22 protein-coding genes are annotated in these 20,556 nt (G+C 70.6%); 7 read left to right on the forward strand and 15 right to left on the reverse strand.

All coding sequences use genetic code 11. The features are described 5' to 3' along the window. Positions 1-15: 15 nt before the first annotated feature. Together STRTUCAR8_RS37435 and STRTUCAR8_RS37440 are read right to left on the reverse strand one after the other, a co-directional pair. The gene (locus STRTUCAR8_RS37435) at positions 16-1,074 is read right to left on the reverse strand and encodes an NUDIX hydrolase (RefSeq protein ID WP_006381555.1); all 1,059 of its coding nucleotides are present in this window, start codon (positions 1,072-1,074) and stop codon (positions 16-18) included. 142 nt (positions 1,075-1,216) lie between these two features. Beyond that, on the reverse strand, positions 1,217-1,420 hold the full coding sequence (locus STRTUCAR8_RS37440) for a hypothetical protein (protein WP_006381451.1): 204 nt from the start codon (positions 1,418-1,420) through the stop codon (positions 1,217-1,219). Between the two features lie 118 nt (positions 1,421-1,538). Here STRTUCAR8_RS37440 and STRTUCAR8_RS37445 point away from each other — a divergent pair, with 118 nt between their 5' ends. Then, positions 1,539-1,973 (forward strand): ester cyclase, encoded by a 435-nt coding sequence (locus STRTUCAR8_RS37445; protein WP_006381560.1) that lies wholly within the window; start codon positions 1,539-1,541, stop codon positions 1,971-1,973. A gap of 134 nt (positions 1,974-2,107) precedes the next feature. Here the strand turns inward: STRTUCAR8_RS37445 and STRTUCAR8_RS37450 are convergent, their stop codons facing one another. Next, positions 2,108-3,064, reverse strand: a complete 957-nt coding sequence (locus STRTUCAR8_RS37450) for an ROK family protein (protein WP_006381524.1) — start codon at positions 3,062-3,064, stop codon at positions 2,108-2,110. Between the two features lie 247 nt (positions 3,065-3,311). Here STRTUCAR8_RS37450 and STRTUCAR8_RS37455 point away from each other — a divergent pair, with 247 nt between their 5' ends. Further along, positions 3,312-4,349, forward strand: coding sequence for a LacI family DNA-binding transcriptional regulator (locus STRTUCAR8_RS37455; protein ID WP_006381452.1), 1,038 nt, complete (start codon positions 3,312-3,314; stop codon positions 4,347-4,349). A 47-nt stretch (positions 4,350-4,396) separates the two neighbouring features. Here the strand turns inward: STRTUCAR8_RS37455 and STRTUCAR8_RS37460 are convergent, their stop codons facing one another. Together STRTUCAR8_RS37460 and STRTUCAR8_RS37465 are read right to left on the reverse strand one after the other, a co-directional pair. Next, positions 4,397-6,436 (reverse strand): serine/threonine-protein kinase, encoded by a 2,040-nt coding sequence (locus tag STRTUCAR8_RS37460; RefSeq protein ID WP_006381450.1) that lies wholly within the window; start codon positions 6,434-6,436, stop codon positions 4,397-4,399. A gap of 95 nt (positions 6,437-6,531) precedes the next feature. Next, positions 6,532-7,839 (reverse strand): DUF6986 family protein, encoded by a 1,308-nt coding sequence (locus STRTUCAR8_RS37465; RefSeq protein WP_006381553.1) that lies wholly within the window; start codon positions 7,837-7,839, stop codon positions 6,532-6,534. 191 nt (positions 7,840-8,030) lie between these two features. Between STRTUCAR8_RS37465 and STRTUCAR8_RS37470 the strand changes: the two genes are divergently transcribed. Then, a complete protein-coding gene (locus tag STRTUCAR8_RS37470; RefSeq protein ID WP_006381487.1) occupies positions 8,031-8,936 on the forward strand; it encodes an endonuclease/exonuclease/phosphatase family protein in 906 nt (301 codons plus the stop codon). A gap of 57 nt (positions 8,937-8,993) precedes the next feature. Here the strand turns inward: STRTUCAR8_RS37470 and STRTUCAR8_RS37475 are convergent, their stop codons facing one another. The 4 genes from STRTUCAR8_RS37475 to STRTUCAR8_RS37490 all read right to left on the reverse strand — a co-directional run bounded on the left by STRTUCAR8_RS37475 (position 8,994) and on the right by STRTUCAR8_RS37490 (position 12,249). Further along, entirely contained in the window at positions 8,994-9,956 is a 963-nt protein-coding gene (locus tag STRTUCAR8_RS37475; RefSeq protein WP_006381482.1) for an electron transfer flavoprotein subunit alpha/FixB family protein, read from the reverse strand. A gap of 96 nt (positions 9,957-10,052) precedes the next feature. Beyond that, entirely contained in the window at positions 10,053-10,838 is a 786-nt protein-coding gene (locus tag STRTUCAR8_RS37480; RefSeq protein WP_006381494.1) for an electron transfer flavoprotein subunit beta/FixA family protein, read from the reverse strand. 246 nt (positions 10,839-11,084) lie between these two features. Next, a complete protein-coding gene (locus tag STRTUCAR8_RS37485; protein ID WP_006381539.1) occupies positions 11,085-11,603 on the reverse strand; it encodes a flavin reductase family protein in 519 nt (172 codons plus the stop codon). A gap of 232 nt (positions 11,604-11,835) precedes the next feature. Further along, complete coding sequence (locus tag STRTUCAR8_RS37490; RefSeq protein ID WP_006381540.1) at positions 11,836-12,249, reverse strand: TlpA family protein disulfide reductase; 414 nt, start codon at positions 12,247-12,249, stop codon at positions 11,836-11,838. Between the two features lie 76 nt (positions 12,250-12,325). Here STRTUCAR8_RS37490 and STRTUCAR8_RS37495 point away from each other — a divergent pair, with 76 nt between their 5' ends. Then, positions 12,326-12,739, forward strand: coding sequence for a DUF4395 domain-containing protein (locus tag STRTUCAR8_RS37495; protein ID WP_006381537.1), 414 nt, complete (start codon positions 12,326-12,328; stop codon positions 12,737-12,739). A 193-nt stretch (positions 12,740-12,932) separates the two neighbouring features. After that, a complete protein-coding gene (locus STRTUCAR8_RS37500) occupies positions 12,933-13,661 on the forward strand; it encodes a lysophospholipid acyltransferase family protein (protein WP_006381481.1) in 729 nt (242 codons plus the stop codon). Positions 13,662-13,764: 103 nt separating this feature from the next. On the opposite strand, the gene STRTUCAR8_RS37505 is transcribed toward STRTUCAR8_RS37500, so the two are convergent. The 5 genes from STRTUCAR8_RS37505 to STRTUCAR8_RS37525 all read right to left on the reverse strand — a co-directional run bounded on the left by STRTUCAR8_RS37505 (position 13,765) and on the right by STRTUCAR8_RS37525 (position 18,404). Further along, a complete protein-coding gene (locus STRTUCAR8_RS37505) occupies positions 13,765-14,457 on the reverse strand; it encodes a B3/B4 domain-containing protein (protein WP_006381527.1) in 693 nt (230 codons plus the stop codon). Between the two features lie 8 nt (positions 14,458-14,465). Beyond that, the gene (locus tag STRTUCAR8_RS37510; protein ID WP_006381551.1) at positions 14,466-15,059 is read right to left on the reverse strand and encodes a transglutaminase domain-containing protein; all 594 of its coding nucleotides are present in this window, start codon (positions 15,057-15,059) and stop codon (positions 14,466-14,468) included. An 83-nt stretch (positions 15,060-15,142) separates the two neighbouring features. Next, positions 15,143-16,213 (reverse strand): threonine aldolase family protein, encoded by a 1,071-nt coding sequence (locus STRTUCAR8_RS37515; protein ID WP_006381479.1) that lies wholly within the window; start codon positions 16,211-16,213, stop codon positions 15,143-15,145. Further along, entirely contained in the window at positions 16,210-16,965 is a 756-nt protein-coding gene (locus tag STRTUCAR8_RS37520; protein ID WP_006381552.1) for an SDR family NAD(P)-dependent oxidoreductase, read from the reverse strand. The genes STRTUCAR8_RS37515 and STRTUCAR8_RS37520 overlap by 4 nt, the downstream gene beginning before the upstream one ends. A 41-nt stretch (positions 16,966-17,006) precedes the next feature. Further along, complete coding sequence (locus STRTUCAR8_RS37525; RefSeq protein WP_044473544.1) at positions 17,007-18,404, reverse strand: DUF6421 family protein; 1,398 nt, start codon at positions 18,402-18,404, stop codon at positions 17,007-17,009. A gap of 288 nt (positions 18,405-18,692) precedes the next feature. Between STRTUCAR8_RS37525 and STRTUCAR8_RS37530 the strand changes: the two genes are divergently transcribed. Beyond that, a complete protein-coding gene (locus tag STRTUCAR8_RS37530) occupies positions 18,693-19,376 on the forward strand; it encodes a glycerophosphodiester phosphodiesterase (RefSeq protein WP_006381485.1) in 684 nt (227 codons plus the stop codon). Between the two features lie 15 nt (positions 19,377-19,391). Here STRTUCAR8_RS37530 and STRTUCAR8_RS37535 read toward each other — a convergent pair whose 3' ends face one another. Continuing rightward, on the reverse strand, positions 19,392-19,931 hold the full coding sequence (locus STRTUCAR8_RS37535; protein WP_006381466.1) for a GNAT family N-acetyltransferase: 540 nt from the start codon (positions 19,929-19,931) through the stop codon (positions 19,392-19,394). Positions 19,932-20,037: 106 nt separating this feature from the next. Between STRTUCAR8_RS37535 and STRTUCAR8_RS37540 the strand changes: the two genes are divergently transcribed. After that, the gene (locus tag STRTUCAR8_RS37540; protein ID WP_006381428.1) at positions 20,038-20,430 is read left to right on the forward strand and encodes a VOC family protein; all 393 of its coding nucleotides are present in this window, start codon (positions 20,038-20,040) and stop codon (positions 20,428-20,430) included. The last annotated feature ends 126 nt before the right edge of the window (positions 20,431-20,556 follow it).

A 20,556-nucleotide genomic window follows, 5' to 3' on the forward strand; every position in this document is an offset into this window, starting at 1 on the left:
CCGGCAGCCCGCCCCCTACTCCGCCTCGGCCTCTCCCACCGCCACCCCCGCCTCCAGATAGAGGGCGGCGCCCCGTTCGCGCGCCCGCAGGGCCCCGCGCAGGCGCTCGTAGCGGACGGGCGGGAGCAGGTCGGCGGCCTCCTCCTCGGTGACGAAGCGCCAGTCACGCAGTTCGGGGCCGGGCAGCAGCACCCGCCCGGCCCGGGCGCTGTCGAGCCGTCCGCCGTCGAAGAGGAGGCGCAGTCCGCCGTAGCCGGGCGGCTCGGGCGGCTCCCAGTCGATGACGAGGAGCCGGGGTACGTCGGTGAGGTGGATGCCCGTCTCCTCGGCGACCTCGCGGATGCCCGCGCGCGCGGGCGCCTCGCCCCGCTCGACGACGCCGCCGGGGAACTCCCAGCCCGCCTTGTAGGTGGGGTCGACGAGCAGGACCCGGTCCTCGTCGTCGAACAGCAGGACCCCGGCGGCCACCGTTTCGCCGGTGGGTTCCGGGGTCTGGACGATGTCGCACGTGGGCGCGGTCCCGGTGCTGACGGCCTCCGCGATCCGTACGGCCGTCTCGTACGGGGTGAGGGCGCTGGTGTCGACCGGATGGGCGTCGGCGGTGAGCCAGGAGGCGAGCGCCGTCCGGTACGACTCGATCTGGTCGTACGACCATTGCCGTACGCGTATCTCTCCGTCCGGGAGGTCCGGTGGGATCTCCCGGGTGGCTATTCGCTCGCGCAGGATCGTTTCCGCCGGGGCGAGGAGCACATGCCGGACCGTGATCCGGCGGGCGGCGAGGCCACCGAAGATCTCGTCGCGGTACTCCTGGCGGAGGAGCGTCATGGGGACCACGAGGGTGCCGCCGAGCTCGGCGAGCATGGCTGCCGCGGTGTCCACGACGAGCCGCCGCCAGATCGGCAGGTCCTGGAAGTCGCCGACCTCCGCGAGTCGCTTGGGAGGCAGCAGATGCGCGAGTGCCCCGCCGATGACCTCGGGGTCGAAGAGCGTGCTGTTCGGGATCAGTTCGTTCAGTTCCCGTGCGGTGGTGGTCTTTCCCGCACCGAACGCGCCGTTGACCCAGACGACGATCACATTTCCCCCTCTTCTGTTGGACCCCTGAGGTTTGCCCGCTCCACCCTGCCACGGAAACCAGATTCGGATGAGGGCGCACACACGGCGGCGCCGGTGCCCCGTCACACGGACCACCGGCGCCACTTGGATCACTTCCGGCTCGTCAGCCGTTGGCGCTGTCGCCTCCCAGCGCGTTCTCGTCCACGGCCATGCTGTCGCTCGCGACGGTGTGGTCGAGGGCGCTGAGCGTGTCGTCCACGTTCAGATCACCGAGGGCGTCGGCCCCGAGGCCGTGGGAAGGGGTGATCGCCGCGACGACGAACCCGGTGGCGAGGGAGGCGATGGCGAGCATGCTGCGCTTCTTCATGCCCGGCTCAACTGCCGAACCGGGGTGGGGGTCACGGGGTTCGCGCGCCGTGTCACATTCCCGGTGGCCGCGCCGTCCTACTGCCGAGGCACCATCCACGGACCAGAGGAGCGACCGCATGCCGGCAACCGGGGCAACCAGCAACACAGCTACCCTCGACCGCCTCCACTCCGCCGTGAACAGCGGCGACCCGGACGTCATCTCGAAGGCCATCGACGAGCTCGTCGCACCGGACGTGCTCTTCCACGCGCCGGTACCGATGGGCGCGACGGGCCCCGAAGCCCTCAAACGCGTGTGGGAGGTGCTTCTGCGCGCGTTCCCCGACATCCACGTCTCCGTCGAGGAGACGGTCGCGGAAGGCGACAAGGTCGCCTCCAGGAACACGGTGACCGGGACCCACCGGGGCGAGTACCAGGGGCTGGCGCCCACCGGAAGAACCGTCACCTACAGCGAGATCTTCATCTGCCGGTTCGCCGGCGGGCAGATCGCCGAGATCCGGGGCGTCGTCGACGTCCTCACGCAACTGCGCCAGCTGGGCGCCCTCCCTGCCTGACGCGGCCCGGGACGACGGCACCTCCTGGCACGGCCGGTTCTCAACGGGCGGTTGCCGCCAGGAGGTCTCTCGTCGGCGTCACTTCACCGGTTCCCGCCCGGACCCGGCGATCAGCCGGCCCTCGGCCACCTGCCTCAGACGCTCGCCTCGGCCGTGTGGTCCGCCCTGCGCGTCAGCGCCGCCGCTGCCGCGCCGACGAGGCCCGCGTCCGTGCCCATCTGCGCCGGGACGATCTCCAGACGCTGGACAAACGACAGCGTCGCGTAGGTCTTCAGGGCCGCGCGCAGGGGCGCGAACAGGACGTCGCCCGCCTTCCCCACGCCGCCGCCGATCACGGCGACGTCGATCTCCACGAGGGTCGCCGTGGCGGCGATGCCCGCCGCGAGCGCCTGGGCGGCACGCTCGAAGGAGGCAAGGGCGACCGGGTCGCCGGCCCTTGCCGCCTCGGCGACCGCGGCGGCGGAGATATCGCCGTCGGGGCCCGGCTGCCAGCCGTTCGCCAGGGCGCGGCGAGCGATGTTGGGACCGCTGGCGATGCGCTCCACACAGCCGCGGGAGCCGCAGGCACAGGGCTCACCGTCGAGTTCTACGCTGATGTGCCCGATGTGGCCGGCGTTGCCCGTGGGTCCGGGGTGCAGCCGGCCGTTGAGGACCAGGCCGCCGCCGACACCGGTCGAGACGACCATGCACAGCGCGTTGTCGTGGCCGCGGGCGGCGCCCTGCCAGTGCTCGGCCGCCGTGATCGCCACGCCGTCGCCGATCAGTTCGACGGGCAGGCCTCCGGTCACGGCCCGGACGCGTGCGACCAGCGGGTAGCCGCGCCAGCCGGGCACGTTCACCGGACTCACCGTGCCCGCCGAGGCGTCCACCGGCCCCGCGCTGCCGATACCGACGGCGGTCACACCCACCCACGACGGCGAGCCGGTCAGCTCGGCGAGCACCTCCTCGACGGCCCGCATGACCGTCTCCCCGTCCTCCCGGGCGGGCGTCGGGCGCTGAGCGCGCAGCAGGATCCGGCCGTGGCCGTCCACCAGCGCTCCGGCGATCTTGGTGCCGCCGATGTCGAGCGCGGCCACGAGGTCGGTGTGCATCAGTGTCAGATCTCCCTGTCAACCATGGCAAAGGGGCAGGCCGGTCTGATGGTGGGGGCGCAGGCCGGAGTTGGCGTGGACAGTGTCCCCTGCACCTGACAACGTTGTCCAGGCCCTATGCTCGACGCCACATCCTCATACACAACCTGGGACGACGCATCCCCCGCACGCAACATGGTCCGGAGTACCGCGATGGATCAGCGGGGACCGCCGACATCCCGTGGCCGACAGGACAGGACAGCGCATCGTGGCCGACACCGCCCGCCGCCCGGAGAACCGCTACGGCAACCGTCCGACCATGAAGGACGTGGCCGCCCGTGCCGGGGTCGGGCTGAAGACGGTCTCGCGTGTCGTCAACGCGGAACCGGGGGTCACCCCGGAGACCGAGCGCCGCGTGCAGGAGGCCATCGACGCCCTGGGGTTCCGCCGCAACGACAGCGCACGAGTGCTCCGCAAGGGCAGTACGGCGAGCATCGGCCTCGTCCTGGAGGATCTCGCCGACCCCTTCTACGGCCCCCTGAGCCGGGCCGTCGAGGAGCTCGCCCGGGCGCACGGCGCCCTGCTGATCAACGGGTCGAGCGCCGAGGACCCGGACCGGGAGCAGGAGCTGGTGCTGGCGCTGTGCGCGCGGCGCGTGGACGGGCTGGTGATCATTCCGGCCGGTGACGACCACCGTTATCTGGAGCCGGAGCTGAAGGCGGGCGTCGCCACGGTGTTCGTGGACCGGCCGGCCGGGAAGATCGACGCCGACGTCGTCCTGTCGGACAGTTTCGGCGGCGCCCGCGACGGCGTGGCCCACCTGATCGCGCACGGTCACCGCAGGATCGGCTTCATCGGCGACATGCCCCGTATCCACACCTCCGCCGAGCGGCTTCGCGGCTACCGGGCCGCGATGGAGGACGCGGGGATACCGGTCGAGGACGCGTGGATGTCGCTCGGCGTCACAGACCCGGAGCGGGTGCGCCGCGCGACCGAGGAGATGCTCTCGGCGCCGTCCCCGGTGACGGCGGTCTTCGCGGGCAACAACCGGGTGACGGTCACCGTCGTCCGGGTCCTCACCGAGCAGCGCCGACCCGTCGCTCTCGTGGGCTTCGACGACTTCGAACTCGCCGACCTGCTCCAGCCGGGCGTGACCGTGGTCGCCCAGGACGCGGCTCAGCTGGGCCGTACGGCCGCCGAGCGTCTCTTCCGCCAGCTGGACGGCACGCTGCTCTCCCCGGAGCGCATCGAACTCCCGACCCGCCTGATCACCCGGGGATCGGGGGAACTGCCGCCGGCGGACTGAGCCGGGCCTAGCGCACTCGGCCTTGAGGGACCCGGGGGCTCAGGGACTCAGCAGACCGGGAGTCCGGGCACCGGGGCGTCGTTGTCTCCGCCCTTGAGGTAGACGACGCTGACGTAGACACCGGCGTTGCCGCTGTCGTCGTCGGTCTTCGCCCACCAGACGTTCGTCCACTCGCCGTAGGTCTCGCGCCGGCCCAGATTCTGCTGACAGTAGAAGTAGTTGGTACCCGAGTTGAGGACGCCGACCTCGGTGCCGGACGCCGTGTACGACTTGGCGGTGCGCCAGACCGAGCAGTTGTACTTGCCGTCGCCGGTCGGCTCGCACCCGGGGTCGGGCGTGGCGGTCGCGCCACCGCTCGTACCGCTCCCGCCGGTGGCGCCGGTGCCCCCGGTCGTTCCGGTCCCGCCGGTCGTGCCCGAGCCTCCGGTCGTCCCCGTTCCGGCGTCGCCGGTGGTGCCGCCCGAGGCGCCGCCGCCGGTCGTGCCGCTTCCCGAGGTCTTCGACGCGTCGGGGGTCGCGTCGTCACGGGCCTCGGCGCCCTTCGTCCTGGTCGGCGTCGCCGGGGAGGAGGACTTCTCGGTGCCCTTTCCGGTGGGTGTGGGATCGGAGAGGTCCAGGTCGGCCCGGCCGCTGCCGGTGGAGGGCGCCGGTCCCAGGCTGTCCCCGGAAGCGGCGGGCGAGGTGCTCGCCTCGGTGTCGTCCCCGCCGTTGAGCACCGCCGCGGTGACTCCGGCGGCGGCGAGGACCACGGTGACGGCCGCGGCGGCGAGCAACGCGCGTCCCCTGCGGCGGGGTTGGGCGGCGGCGGGCACCGGCGTGGAGAAGGCGGTCGGCGCGGCGAGGTGGCCGGCATCCGGTACGCCGCCGGTGTGCGGGGGCCCGGCGGGGCTGAAACCGGGCACGGAGGACGTCATCGGCTCCGGCGGCCCGAACCCGGGGGACGCCTGCTGTACGGCCGGGGCCGCGGGGGATGCCTGCCCGGCGGGACCGAACCCCAGCGGTACCGGCGGCGCTCCGGTCTCCGCCGCCTGCGCCGCGTTCCCTGCCTCCCGCGCCTCTTCGTCCCTACCGGCGCCGGACGCCGCGGGCGGTTCGGCCGCAGCCGCTTCCGGCGGTCGCAGGCTCGTCGTCGGCATGTCCGTCGCGCCAACCTCGGCCGGCGCACTCGTCGTGGGCGTGTCCGTCGCACCGCTCGTGGCCGACGCCACCGCCTCCAGCAGGCCCCGCGCGGTCTCCGCGTCCGGGCGTTCCTCCGGCCGCTTGGCCATCAGTTGCCGCAGGACGGGGCCCAGGGCGCCGGCCTGGCGGGGTTCCGGGAGCGGTTCGGCCACGATCGCGGTGAGCGTGGACCAGGTCGACGTACGGCGGAAGGGCGAAGCTCCCTCGACAGCCGCGTACAGCGTGGCGCCCAGGGCCCAGATGTCGGAGGCGGGGCCGGGGTCGCCGCCCTGGGCCCGTTCGGGGGCCAAGTAGTCCAGGGAGCCGACGAGTTCGCCGCTGCGGGTGAGGTTCGTGGCCGAGCCGTCGCCCGGGTCCTCCATCGTGGCGATGCCGAAGTCCGTCAGGACGACCCGGCCCGAGGTCTCCAGCAGGATATTGCCGGGCTTCACGTCACGGTGCAGGACGCCGACGCGGTGGGCGGCGGACAGCGCGTCCATCACCTGGGCGCCGATCCCGGCGGCCTCGCGCGGGTCCAGGGTGCCGCGCTCGCTCAGGACGTCGTCCAGGGAGCGGCCGTCCACCAGTTCCATGACGATCAGAGGGCGGCCGTCGACCTCCGCGACATCGTGCACGGCGACGACTCCGGAATGGCGTATTCGGGCCGCCGCGCGGGCCTCGCGCTGCATCCGCAGTCGCAGGGCGGCCAGTTCGGGCGCGCCTGCGTCCGTGAACGCGCGCAGCTCCTTGACCGCGACCTCACGGCCGAGCACCTCGTCGACCGCACGCCAGACGACGCCCATACCGCCGCGCCCGAGCTGGGACACGACCCGGTAGCGGCCGGCCAGCAGTCGACCGGTGCCTGCCGCCGGATCCACCGGCCGCTGTTCCGGCTGTCCGCCCGTCTGTTCGCGCTCCCCCGAAGACACCGCTGCCCCGTTCCTGTGACCCACCCGTACGTGGCGTACAGACTACGGGGCCGGTGTGACAGCGGAACCGCGTGCCCATGGTTGTGACAGGGGTGCTACCTGGGCGACGCGGTGAGGTCGGCTCGTCTGGGACGCGCGAAGCCGTCCAGGTCGGCCCGGGTCAGGCCGTCCGTCGCCCGGGTCACCTCCGCGCCGTCTAGGGCGCCGCAGTCCAGGCCGCGCAGCAGATAGCCGCTGAGGGCCTTGGCGGTGGCGGGCTCGTCCATGACGTCGCCCCCGGCCCGGTTGGCGTAGCGGGAGAGTCGGGCGGCGGCCTGTTCGTAGCCGTCGCGATAGAAGGCGAAGACAGCCGCGTAGCGCGTCGGGATGTGCCGGGGGTGCATGTCCCAGCCCTGGTAGTAGGCGCGGGACAGGGCACGGCGGGTGAGGCCGTAGTGCAGGCGCCAGGCCGCGTGGACCTGCTCGGTCGGGCCGACCGGCAGGACGTTGGTGGAACCGTCCGAGACACGTACGCCGGTGCCGGCCGCCGCGACCTGCATGATCGCCTTGGCGTGGTCGGCGGCCGGATGGTCGCTGGCCTGGTGGGCGGCGGAGACTCCGAGGCAGGCGCTGTAGTCGAAGGTGCCGTAGTGCAGGCCGGTGGCGCGGCCCTCGGCGGCCTGGATCATCCGGGCGACCGTGGCCGTACCGTCGGTGGCGAGGATGGACTGGCTGGTCTCGATCTGGATCTCGAAGCCGATCCGGCCGGGCGTGAGGCCGCGCGCCTTCTCGAACTCCTCCAGGAGCCCGACCATGGCGGTGACCTGCTCGGCGTACGTCACCTTGGGCAGGGTGAGGACCAGGCCCTCGGGCAGTCCGCCGGCCTCCATCAGGCCCGTCAGGAAGATGTCGAGGGTGCGGATGCCCCGGTCGCGCACCGGCGCCTCCATGCACTTCATCCGGATGCCCATGTACGGGGCGGCCGTGCCCTTCGCGTACGCCTCGGCGATCAGCCGGGCCGCACGGGCCGCCGTCTCGTCCTCCTCGGCGTCCGGGCGGGGGCCGTAGCCATCCTCGAAGTCGACGCGCAGGTCTTCGATCGGCTCGCGCTCCAGTTTGGCGCGGACACGGTCGTGGACGGATTCGGCGAGGTCGTCGGACAGACCGAGGACGGCGGCGAAGGAGGCGGCGTCCGGGGCGTGTTCGTCGAGGGCGGCCAGGGCCTGGTCACCCCAGGAACGGATGGTGTCGGCGGCGAATACGTCTCCGGGGACGTACACGGTGTGGACGGGCTGGCGGGTGCCGGGGTCTCCCGGGTAGCGGCGCTCCAGCTCCGCGTCGACCGGGGCGAGGGAGGCGCTGATCCTCGCGCTGACGGCACCCGCGAGGCTCGTCGTCACGTTTTCCTGCTGGCCCTGCACCATTCCGAACCCTCCGTCTTCCGCAATACGGAATCTACAATCCGCATGACGAAGCTAGCCGTCGATCTTCATCCAGGTCAACACCGTCTCGAAGCGGTATTACCGATCCTTTCCCCCTGGTCACTGCTGATCCGGCGCCTTCTTCCGTATTCAGAGGGCAAGGTTCATTCTGACTCCGAAGGGGAGGGGATCGCGTGCCGAGAGAGGTCGGAGTGACGCGTCGCCATGGACTCAAGTCCGTGGCGGCCGCCGCCATCGCCATGCCGCTGCTGACCACGGCGGGCTCATCGATACCTGCGGTCGCCGGCGAGCACGCGGGCGCCCTGAACGTCATGACGTTCAACGTGCGCTTCGCGACCGTGGTCGACAAGACACCGCGCTGGTCCGTGCGCCGTCCGGTGATGCGGGAGCTGTTGCGTCGCGAGCGCCCGCACGTCATCGGCACCCAGGAGGGGCTCTACCAGCAGGTGCGCATGATCGAGAAGGATCTCGGCGGGCACTACGACTGGATCGGTACCGGCCGGGGCGGTGGCAGCAAGGACGAGTTCATGGCGGTTTTCTACGACACCCGAAGGCTCGAACCGCTGGAGTTCGACCACTTCTGGCTGTCCGACACCCCGTACACCATCGCTTCCAACACCTGGAACGCGGACTGGCTGCGCATGGTGACCTGGGTGAAATTCGCCGATCTCGCCGACGGGGGACGGGAGTTCTACGTCCTCAACACCCATCTGGACAACGTCAGCCAGTACGCCCGGGAGCGCTCAGCGGGGCTCATCGGCGAGACGATCGCCAAGTGGGACCCGTCGATGCCGGTGATCGTCACCGGCGACTTCAACTCGCCCGCCCACGAGAACCGGGTGTACGACCTGATGCTCGCGAACGGGCTCGTGGACACCTGGGACGCGGCGGCCTCCCGCAGCCCGGAGTACGGGACGTTCAACGCCTACCGGGCACCCAAGCCCGGAGGCCGGCGCATCGACTGGATCCTGACCTCGCCCGGGGTGACGACCCACCGGGCGGCGATCAACACCTTCTCCGTGGACGGGATGTACGCGAGCGACCATCTGCCGGTGCAGGCCTCACTGACCCTGGGATGAGCCGAGCCCCCGCGACCGGTCGTACGGTCGCGGGGGCCTGGGGAGGGCTCAGGAAGCTCAGCCCTTGCGGGTGTTGATCTCCTCGGTGAGCTGGGGGACGACGTCGAAGAGGTCGCCGACGACGCCGTAGTCGACGAGGTCGAAGATCGGGGCTTCGGCGTCCTTGTTGACGGCCACGATCGTCTTCGAGGTCTGCATACCGGCGCGGTGCTGGATGGCGCCGGAGATGCCGTTGGCGATGTAGAGCTGCGGCGAGACGGACTTGCCGGTCTGGCCGACCTGGTTGGTGTGCGGGTACCAGCCGGCGTCCACCGCGGCACGCGAGGCGCCGACCGCCGCGCCGAGGGAGTCGGCGAGGGACTCGATGATGGCGAAGTTCTCCGAGCCGTTGACGCCACGGCCGCCGGAGACGACGATCGCGGCCTCGGTGAGCTCCGGGCGGCCGGTCGACTCGCGCGGGGTGCGCGCGGTTACCTTGGTGCCCGTGGCCTGGGCGGAGAAGGTGACGTCGAGGGCCTCGACGGCACCGGCGGCCGGGGCGGCCTCCACGGCGGCCGAGTTCGGCTTGACCGTGATGACCGGGGTGCCCTTGGCGACCCGGGTCTTGGTGGTGAAGGACGCGGCGAACGCGGACTGCGTGGCCACCGGCCCCTCGTCACCGGCCTCCAGGTCGACGGCGTCGGTGATGATGCCGGAGCCGATGCGCAGCGCCAGCCGGGCGGCGATCTCCTTGCCCTCGGCGGAGGACGGCACGAGCACGGCGGCCGGGGACACGGCGTCGTAGGCGGCCTGGAGGGCGTCGACCTTCGGGACGACCAGGTAGTCGGCGTACTCGGCGGCCTCGTGGGTGAGGACCTTGACGGCGCCGTGCTCGGCGAGCGCTCCGGCGGTGGCGGCAGCGCCGGCGCCCAGCGCCACGGCGACCGGCGTACCGATGCGGCGGGCGAGCGTCAGCAGCTCCAGGGTGGGCTTGCGGACGGCACCGTCCACGTGATCGACGTAGACGAGAACTTCAGCCATGGGACTTCTACTCTCCTGCTTGCGGAAGATGAGGGGCGGTCGGCGAGTCGGGGCTCAACGGACTCGGAAGTCGGAGCAGTGAGCCTCGAACGGGGCCTAGATGAACTTCTGGCCCGCGAGGAACTCGGCGAGCTGCTTGCCGCCCTCGCCCTCGTCCTTGACGATCGTGCCGGCCGTGCGCGCCGGGCGCTGGGTCGCGGAGTCGACCACGGAGTACGCGCCCTCCAGACCGACCTCCCCGGCCTCCAGGTCGAGGTCGGACAGGTCCCAGGACTCCACCGGCTTCTTCTTGGCGGCCATGATGCCCTTGAAGGACGGGTAACGCGCCTCACCGGACTGGTCGGTGACCGACACGACGGCCGGGAGGGAGGCCTCCAGCTGCTCGGAGGCGGAGTCGCCGTCGCGGCGGCCCTTGACGACGCCGTCCTCGACGGAGACCTCGGAGAGCAGCGTGACCTGCGGGACGCCCAGCCGCTCGGCGAGCAGCGCCGGTACGACACCCATGGTGCCGTCGGTGGAGGCCATGCCGGAGATGACCAGGTCGTAGCCGGCCTTCTCGATCGCCTTGGCCAGCACGAGGGAGGTGCCGATGGCGTCGGTGCCGTGCAGGTCGTCGTCCTCGACGTGGATCGCCTTGTCGGCGCCCATCGACAGGGCCTTGCGGAGCGCGTCCTTGGCGTCCTCGGGTCCGACGGTCAGGACCGTGATCTCCGCGTCGTCGGCCTCGTCGGCGATCTGCAGCGCCTGCTCGACCGCGTACTCGTCGAGCTCCGAGAGCAGACCGTCCACGTCGTCACGGTCGACGGTCAGGTCATCGGCGAAGTGCCGGTCGCCAGTGGCGTCGGGCACGTACTTCACAGTGACAACGATCCTCAAGCTCACGCCGGCTCTCCTACTGCATCGTCTGTTCCGGGCTGCCTTCCTGCAGGCAGCATAGGCGCCTCAAAGCGGCAGATCCCGATGGGGGCGACCCGCGCTCCGAACGAAATATTACTCGCCAGTACACCCACTCGGCGCCCACTGAGCAAGCGCTTTGACGTGTGACCTTCGCAACGCAGCGTAACCGGAACCCGGCCGGGTCGCAGAGTCGGCAACATCACATTGTACCGATCGGTCGGTCACCGTCGGTCAGTCGCGGAGCCCGTTGAAACGGCCCTGGTGGTACAGCAGCGGCCGTCCAGGACCGGCGGGGTCGCCCAGCACGACCTCGGCCAGCACGATCCGGTGGTCCCCGGCAGGCACCCGCGCGACCGGGCGGCACACCAGCCAGGCCAGGACACCGTCGAGGACGGGCACCCCCTCGGGACCCTCGCGCCAGGCGGTGGGCGCGCCGAACCGGTCGGCGCCGCTGCGGGCGAAGGTCGCGGCCAGCTCGTGCTGGTGCTCGCCGAGTATGTGCACGCCCACATGGTCCGCCCGGGATATCACGGGCCAGCTGGAGGCGCCGGTGCTGATGCCGAACGAGACGAGCGGGGGCTCCGCGGAGACTGAGGCGAGGGACGTGGCGGTGAAACCGACCGGACCGGCGCTCCCGCGTGCGGTGATCACGGCGACACCCGCCGCGTGCTGCCGGAAGACGGAGCGCAGGAGATCGGGAGAGGCGGGTACGACGGACTGAGCGGTACCGAGGGCGGGCGTGGCCGTCATGGAGCTGTCCTTCTGCGGGAGGCGGCGAGCTGGGCGGTGGTTGCTCAACGGCCCGGACAGCGCGCGCTCGCGGTGCGCACGAGGTCCACGTGGACCCGCGCATGGAGAAGGAGTTCCGGAGGCATAGGGTCAGGCTGACGATAGATGGCGGGCGCAGTCAAGTGGCTTCCGGCATCTGGGAGATGCGTCACCGAACACACCATCAGCGGCGGTAACGGATGGCCGGAGCACCTCAAACGGCCTCCCCCAGCGCGGCGATGACCTCTTCCTTGCGCGGCTGCCCGGTCGCCCGGCGCACGATCCGACCGTCCGCGTCGAGCACGAGCACCGTGGGCGTCTTCAGAATGTCCAGCCGCCGTACGAGGTCCAGGTGCCCCTCGGCGTCGATCTCGACGTGGGTGACGCCGGGGACGAGGCCGGCCACCTCACCGAGGACACGGCGGGTGGCCCGGCAGGGGGCGCAGAACGCGCTGGAGAACTGGACGAGCGTCGCCCGCTCGCCGAGGCTCTCGCCCAACTCGGCGGCGCCGAGCCGCTTTCCGTCGTCTCGCACACGCACGCGTACTCTCCCGCTCCGCCGTCGATGCAGCACTCCGAACACGCTCGACGCCGCGAGCACCGCCACACAGATCACGATTCCGGTCATCCCCGGCTGCAGCGTTCATCAGACTGCAAAGATTCCCGGCTGCTCGAATCGTTTCTGCTGCGGAATGCTGTGTTCCATGGACATCGATGTGAGAGGGCCGCGGTTCGGAGCGGCCGTGACGGCCACCGTACTGGCGGTCGTGCTGGTCACCGGGAGCGCGTGGCTGCTGGCCTGGCAGACGCTGGCGTTCGCGCTGGGCGCGGTCGGCGGGGTGGGACGCTCCCCGTACGGTCTGCTGTTCCGCCGGGTGGTCCGTCCGAGGATCGGCCCGCCGACGGAGTTCGAGGCTCCCGAACCGCCGCGGTTCGCGCAGACCGTCGGGCTCGTCTTCGCGGGCGTGGGACTCGCCGGGTTCGCGCTCGGTGTGGAGTGGCTCGGGATCGCCGCGACGGGGGCCGCGCTGGCGGCCGCGTTTTTGAACGCCGCGTTCGGGTACTGCCTGGGATGCGAGATGTACCTGGTCGTACGACGGGTGCGGCTACGCACGTAGTAAAGGCGGTGTAAAAGCACGAGGTGGATCAAGGGACGACGTGACGAGAATCTCGCTGATCACGGGCACGAGGACTGGCCACCCGTCCGTTCTTGGGGCACGATCTGCGCAACGCTGTAGAACCTACGGCTGCGTAACTTCCCGCCCGGGGACCCCTTCCCAGGCAGAGCAGAGAGAAGGGTCATCCCCGTCCATGGCTGAGCTTGTCTACCGTCCCGCCATCGGTCTCGCCCGGACGCTGTTCAAGACCTGGGACCTGAAGATCGACCTCAAGGGGTCGGAGAACATCCCGCGCTCGGGTGGGGCGGTGCTGGTGAGCAACCACATCGGCTACCTGGATTTCATCTTCGACGGTCTCGCCGCCCTGCCGCAGAAGCGTCTGGTGCGCTTCATGGCGAAGGAGTCGGTGTTCCGGCACAAGGTGTCCGGCCCGCTGATGCGGAACATGAAGCACATCCCGGTGGACCGTAAGAACGGCGAGACGGCGTACGCGCACGCACTGGACTCGCTGCGCTCCGGCGAGATCGTCGGCGTCTTCCCCGAGGCCACGATCTCGCAGTCGTTCACGCTGAAGAGCTTCAAGTCCGGCGCAGCGCGGATGGCCCAGGAGGCGGGCGTCCCGCTGATCCCGATGGCCGTGTGGGGCACACAGCGCCTGTGGACCAAGGGCCACCCGCGCAACTTCAAGCGCAGCCACATCCCGATCACGATCCGGGTCGGCGAAGCCATAGAGGCCTCCCGCGACAAGTACGCGGGCGCGATCACCCGCCAGTTGCGCGAGCGCGTCAACGAGCTCCTGGAAGCCGCCCAGCGCGCCTATCCGGTCCACCCCAAGGGTCCGGACGACACGTGGTGGATGCCGGCCCACCTCGGCGGCACGGCCCCGACCCCGGAGCAGGTCCGCGAGGCCGAGGCACGCTGAGCCCTCCGGGGGTTGTGCGGTTGGGTTGTTCGTCGGCTGCGGGCCCGTGGGGGCTTGTCGCGCCCACGCGGCGGAGCCGCAAATCGGATACAGCCTCGCGCCCCTACAGGGCGCCCCTTGCCGTGATCTTCGCTCCGGGGCTGAACTTCTCCAGTAGTTCGGCGAGTTCGGTGCCGGCGGCCTCCGACTCCTGGGTCGTCATCGGGGGGAGGCACTCCAGGAGGAAGATCGCGGAGGTGGTGCGCTCGGTGAGCCGGGTGCGGGGGCCCTGGCGCCAGTTCCAGCGTCGGCACGTCACGCCCGCCTCGTCGCACCACACGACCTCACCCGCGTCAGGGTGCTCGACGGTCTCCTCGCCGCCCGCCACGGTCACGAAGTCCTCGGCGCCGGTGGCTCGTACGAGCCGCATCCCGCCCCGGATGTGGTCGAGGTCCTCGCCGCCGACCGGCACCAGGTGCGCCACGCTGATGGCGTTGTAGAGGTCGACCAGGACGTTGATCCGGGGCAGGCCGGCATCCGTCAGAGCCCTCTTGGCAAGCGCCTCGGCCGAGTTACGGGTGCGCGAGGGCTTCGAGCCGAACGCCGTGTACGTGTCACGCCAGGCGACCATGTGCGGGTCCTCGTGCGGGGCCCGGCCGTCCAGGCGTACGGCGAGTCGGCGGGCCGCGTCGTCGAGGAGCGCCGAACTGGCGTCGGTGCTGGGGCCGTTGACGAGTCCGTGGGCCTCGATCGCGACGTGGGTGAAGCCGGGCGCGAGCGTGCGCACCTCGTCGGACACGGTCAGGGTGAGTGTCATCGCCTGCCTCAGAGTGCGGTGGGGAGCGTCTTCCAGAGATACGGCCTGTCGGGTGCGGCCTTCAACGCGCCCAGCACAGCCGGATGAGGTTCAGCGTACAGTACTGGATAGTCCACCTCATTGGACTTCGGATCGGGGATCCAGGCCAGCCACTCACCTCCGAGGGAGAACCGCGCGTCCACGCCCGCCTTGTTGCCGCGCGGGTCCTGGCGGTGCCAGGCGCCGTTGAACCGCACCGCGACCAGCCCGTGCACGGCGTGACCGTCCCCGTCGTCGTGCGCGAGCCGCTGGTAGCACAGCGCCGTGGGAATGTCCTCGGCGCGCAGCAGCGCGGCCAGCGCGTGGGCCTTGGCGTAGCAGATGCCGGTGCGCTGTTCCAGGACGGTGGAGGCGCGCCAGGTGACCCGCAGGTCGCCGCTGTCGGCGGAGTGCGGGATGGTGTCGCGCACGAATTCGAAGGCAGCTCGCGCATAGGCATACGAGTCCACCGCATCCTTGGCGAGCTGCGCCGCAGTCTCGCGCACCAGCGGGTGATGGTGGTCGATGACCTCGTCAGCGGCGAGATAAGCGGACAGGTCAGAGGTGTTCTGGATCAGCTCCATGGCCCCAGAGCATAGGAAAGCGATCACCGAACAGTCAATGACTTTTCAGGTGAACGCATACCTATGCAGCTAGTGGGGGCGCGTCAACGCGCCATCTCCTCCTTCAGCGCCGCCACGAACGCGTCCACGTCGTCCTCGGTCGTGTCGAAGGCGCACATCCAGCGGACGTCGCCCGCGGGCTCGTCCCAGAAGTAGAAGCGGAAGCGCTTCTGCAGGCGTTCACTCACGTCGTGCGGAAGTCGGGCGAAGACCGCGTTCGCCTGCACCGGGTAGAGGATCTCCACGCCGTGCACGGCCCGCACGCCCTCCGCCAGCCGCTGCGCCATCGCGTTGGAATGGCGGGCGTTGCGCAGCCACAGGTCCTTGGCGAGCAGCGCCTCCAACTGCACCGACACGAAGCGCATCTTGGAGGCGAGCTGCATGGACAGCTTGCGCAGGTGCTTCATGTGGCTGACGGCGTCCTGGTTGATGACGACGACCGCCTCACCGAACAGCGCGCCGTTCTTCGTCCCGCCGAGGGAGAGGATGTCGACGCCGGCCGCGTTCGTGAAGGTCCGCATCGGGACGTCGAGCGAGGCCGCCGCGTTGGCTATGCGGGAGCCGTCCAGGTGGACCTTCATGCCGTGCGCGTGGGCGTGGTCGCAGATCGCGCGGATCTCGTCCGGGGTGTAGAGGGTGCCCAGTTCGGTGCTCTGGGTGATCGAGACGACCTGCGGCATCGCACGGTGTTCGTCGTCCCAGCCGTACGCCTGCCGGTCGATCAGGTCGGGCGTCAGCTTGCCGTCGGGGGTGGGCACCGTGAGCAGCTTGAGGCCGCCCATGCGTTCGGGGGCACCACCCTCGTCGACGTTGATGTGCGCGCTCTCGGCGCAGACCACCGCTCCCCAGCGGTCGGTGACCGCCTGGAGTGCGACGACGTTGGCTCCGGTGCCGTTGAAGACGGGGAACGCCTCCGCCGTGGCCCCGAAGTGGCTGCGGATGATCCGCTGGAGGTTCTCCGTGTAGTCGTCCTCGCCGTACGCGACCTGGTGCCCGCCGTTGGCCAGGGCCAGGGCGGCGAGCACCTCGGGGTGGGCCCCCGCGTAGTTGTCGCTGGCGAAGCCTCGGGTCTCCGGGTCGTGATGACGGCGTGCGTCGGTCTTCGGAGGGTTCACGGCTTCTCGGTCAGCCACAGACGTTTCCCGTTCACTTCGGCGGCGGGCCGCTCCCAGACGCCGACGACGGCCTCGGCCAGCTCCTTGACGTCAGTGAAGCCCGCGAACTTCGCGTTGGGGCGCTCGGCGCGCATCGCGTCGTGCACCAACGCCTTCACGACCAGGATCGCAGCCGCCGACGTCGGACCGTCGTCGCCCTCCGACACCCCGGCCTTGCGGAAGAAGTCGGCCATGGCCAGCGTCCACGCCTCGGCGGCGGCCTTGGCGGCGGCGTACGCGGCGTTGCCCGCGGTGGGGTTGCTCGCCCCCGCGGCGCTGGTCAGGACGTACCGGCCGCGGTCGCTGCGCTGGAGGGCCTCGTGGAAGGCGAGGGAGGTGTGCTGGACGGTGCGGATGAGCAGCAGTTCCAGCAGGTCCCAGTCGTCGAGGACCGTCTTGGTGAAGGTCTCGCTGCCGCGCCAGCCGCCGACGAGGTGGACCAGGCCGTCGACGCGCCCGAAGTCCTTCTCGATACGTGTGGCCCAGTCCCGGGTCGACTGCAGGTCGAGCAGGTCGACGGTGTCGCCGACGACGGTGGCGCCGCCGTGGGCGTAGCTCGCCGCGTCCACGGCCTCCGCGAGCCGCTCCGGGTCGTTGTCGGAACCGACGACCGTCGCGCCCGCCTCGGCGAGCCTGAGCAGTGTCGCCCGGCCTGCCGGACCGCCGGCGCCGGCGACCGCGATCACCGCACCGCTGAGAGCCCCGTTCCCCATCCTCATCGCCTCCTGAGCAGTGTTTTCGGTGGCACGGTCGCTCACGCGGCGATCCGCTCGGCGCTCTCCGCGGTGATCCCCTTGGTGGAGGCGATCACGTTCTTCAGCTTCTTGGAGAGAGCCTCATAGAACATGCTCAGCGGAAACTCGTCCGGAAGCACGTCGTCCACGAGCTTGCGCGGCGGCTGGCTCAGGTCGAGGGCGTCGGGGCCCTTGGCCCAGCGGGAGCCCGGGTGCGGGGCGAGATGGGTGGAGACCAGCTCGTACGCCTTGAACCAGTGGACGAGTTTGGGCCGGTCGATGCCGTCGCGGTACAGGGTCTCGATCTCGGCGCAGAGCTGGTTGGTGACCTGTGGGGCGCGCTGCCAGTCGATGTGGAGTTTGTTGTCGGTCCAGCGGATCACGTCGTGGCGGTGCAGGTAGGCGAAGAGGAGCTGGCCGCCGAGGCCGTCGTAGTTGCGGACGCGCTCGCCGGTGACCGGGAAGCGGAACATCCGGTCGAAGAGCACCGCGAACTGCACGTCACGGGCCTGCGGTACACCTTCCGCCTCCAGCTTCACGGCCTCTTTGAAGGCGGTGAGGTCGCAGCGCAGCTCCTCCAGGCCGTACATCCAGAACGGCTGGCGCTGCTTGATCATGAAGGGGTCGAAGGGCAGGTCGCCGTGGCTGTGGGTGCGGTCGTGGACCATGTCCCACAGGACGAACGCCTCCTCGCAGCGCTTCTGGTCGTGGACCATCGCTGCGACGTCCTCGGGCAGCTCCAGGCCGAGGATGTCGACGGCGGCGTCGGTGACCCGGCGGAAGCGGGCGGCCTCGCGGTCGCAGAAGATACCGCCCCAGCTGAATCGTTCCGGCGCCTCGCGCACGGCGATGGTCTCCGGGAAGAGGACGGCGGAGTTGGTGTCGTACCCGGCCGTGAAGTCCTCGAAGGTGATGCCGCAGAACAGCGGATTGTCGTAGCGGGTGCGCTCCAGCTCGGCCAGCCAGTCGGGCCAGACCATGCGCAGGACGACCGCTTCGAGGTTGCGGTCGGGGTTGCCGTTCTGCGTGTACATCGGGAAGACGACCAGGTGCTGGAGGCCGTCCGCGCGGCTCGCGGCGGGCTGGAAGGCCAGCAGTGAGTCGAGGAAGTCCGGGACCCGGAATCCGCTGTCGGACCAGCGACGCAGGTCCTTGGCGAGGGCCTGGTGGTACGCGGCGTCGTGCGGGAGCAGCGGGGAGAGTTCCGCGACGGCGTCCACGATCCGGCGTACGGCGAGATCGGCGTCCGCGGGGTCCGGGGCGTCCTCCCGGTCGAAGTCGATCGACCCGTCCTTGGCCTGCCATGGCCGGATCTGCTCGACGGCATCCTTGAGCACGGGCCAGGCCGGGTGCTCCACCACCCTGCCGAGCGGAGAAACCCGCTGGTCCGAAACTGCCTGCACAAGAATTTCCGTCATGTCCCATCCTCCACGGGAGAACCTTCCGTCAGCACACCGTATGCGTTCGAGGTTCCCGACCACAAGGCGAGACGGAAGAGATTGTCCTGCGGACCCCCATGGTCACCGCATTTTTTCCTGCCTGTAACCAGGACAACGATGACTTCCCTACCCGGCAACCGCCGGTTCACACCCCCTGCGGATCAGTCACTTCCGGCCAGCGGTTCCGGCGCGTCCGTAGGGGTTCAATGCCGGGCCGGGCGGTTAGGCTGCGGCAGCCGAGCCGCCGTCGACGGAAGCGAGCTGACCTTGAACTTCCTGACCATCGGGCACCGCGGAATCATGGGCGTCGAGCCCGAGAACACCCTTCGATCGTTCGTCGCCGCCGAGCAGGCCGGCCTCGACACGATCGAACTCGATCTGCGTCTCAGTAAGGACGGCGCCCTCGTCGTCATGCACGACGCCGACGTCGACCGTACGACGGACGGCACGGGACCCGTCGCCGAGATGACCCTCGCCGAACTGCGCGCCCTGGACGCGGGCCGCGACGAGCGCGTCCCGGTCTTCGAGGAGGTGCTCGACGCCGTCGTCGCACCGCTCCAGGCCGAGATCAAGGACACGGCGGCGGCGCGGGCCCTGGCCGAGGTGATGGAGCGCCGGGACCTGACCGCCCGGGTCGAGGTGTCCTCGTTCCACGAGGACGCGATCGCCGAGATCGCCCGGCTGGTGCCCGGGGTGCGCACTGCGCTCATCGCCGGCCGCTACGGCACCGACGTCGTGGACCGCGCCACCCGCTCCGGCGCCTCGACGGTGTGCCTCGACATCCGCCGCCTCACCCTGGAGATCGTCGAGCGGGCGAGGAAGGCGGACCTGCGGATCATCGGCTGGGTGGTGAACACCCAGGACGAACTGCGCCTCGTACGGGCCCTGCAGCTGGACGGCGCGACCACCGACTACCCGCAGATCAAACGCACGGGCCGCTTCACCGCATAGCGGGCCTCGCAGAGGTCACCCCAGTTCCTTGACCAGCAACTCGAACTGCAGATCGGCGCGCTGGGGAATGCCGAAGCGCTCGTCGCCGTACGGGAAGGGGCTCATCTCTCCCGTACGGCGGTAGCCGCGCCGCTCGTAGAAGGCGATCAGGTCGTTCCGTACGGAGAGCACGGTCATGTGCATCGCCCGCGCGCCCCACGTCTCGCGTGCCGTGCGCTCCGCCTCGGCGATGATCACCTTGCCGAGGCCCGCGCCCTGGAGGGCCGGGCTGACCGCGAACATGCCGAAGTAGGCGTGGTCCCCGCGGTGTTCGAGCTGGCAGCAGGCGACCACCCGGCCGTCCTGTTCGACGGTCAGCAGCCGGCTGTCGGCCGACTTGATGACGCCCCGCACGCCCTCCGGATCGGTCCGCTGCCCTTCCAGGATGTCCGCCTCGGTGGTCCAGCCCGCCCGGCTGGCGTCCCCCCGGTACGCAGACTCGATCAGCTCGACCAGAGCGTCGACGTCGGACTCGGTGGCGTCACGGAAAGTGGGTCCGGTGGCGGCGGTGTCCATGGCGGTGTTACTCCGGGTTCTCGGTTCGGCTCGGGTCGTTCCCGCACGGCGCGGGCACGGTTGAGCCTAACGCCGATCGACGGCACCCCCGCTAGGCTCCGGTTGCATGGTGCATGTACTGAGCGGCCGGGTCCTTCTGCGTCCCCTCGACCCGGAGCGGTCCCGGGTTTTCTACGGCGAGCGGCTGGGGCTCGCCGTCCACCGTGAGTTCGGGACCGGACCGGATCGGGGCACCGTCTACTTTCTCGGCGGAGGGTTCCTGGAGCTTTCGGGGCGGGCCGACGAGCCGCCGTCGCCGTCCGTGCGGCTGTGGCTGCAGGTGCCGGACGTGTCGGCCGCGCACGACGAGCTGGTGTCCCGGGGAGTCGAGATCCTCAGGCCGCCGGTGAAGGAGCCGTGGGGGCTGGTCGAGATGTGGATCGCGGACCCGGACGGCACACGGATCGTGCTGGTGGAGGTGCCGGCGGACCATCCACTGCGGTACCGGCCCGGCATCTGAGGCCTTCGACAGGCCCCCGTCGTCCATGAGTTCGACCGGTGGGGCGCGGTCGCCGCGGACCTGGGGTGTTCCGGTCCGCGCTCCCCCGCGTACACCCTTGCGCTCGTCTGCGCACCGCCTGGAGCG

Source organism: Streptomyces turgidiscabies Car8, from assembly GCF_000331005.1.
In the GTDB taxonomy this organism is placed as follows: domain Bacteria; phylum Actinomycetota; class Actinomycetes; order Streptomycetales; family Streptomycetaceae; genus Streptomyces; species Streptomyces turgidiscabies.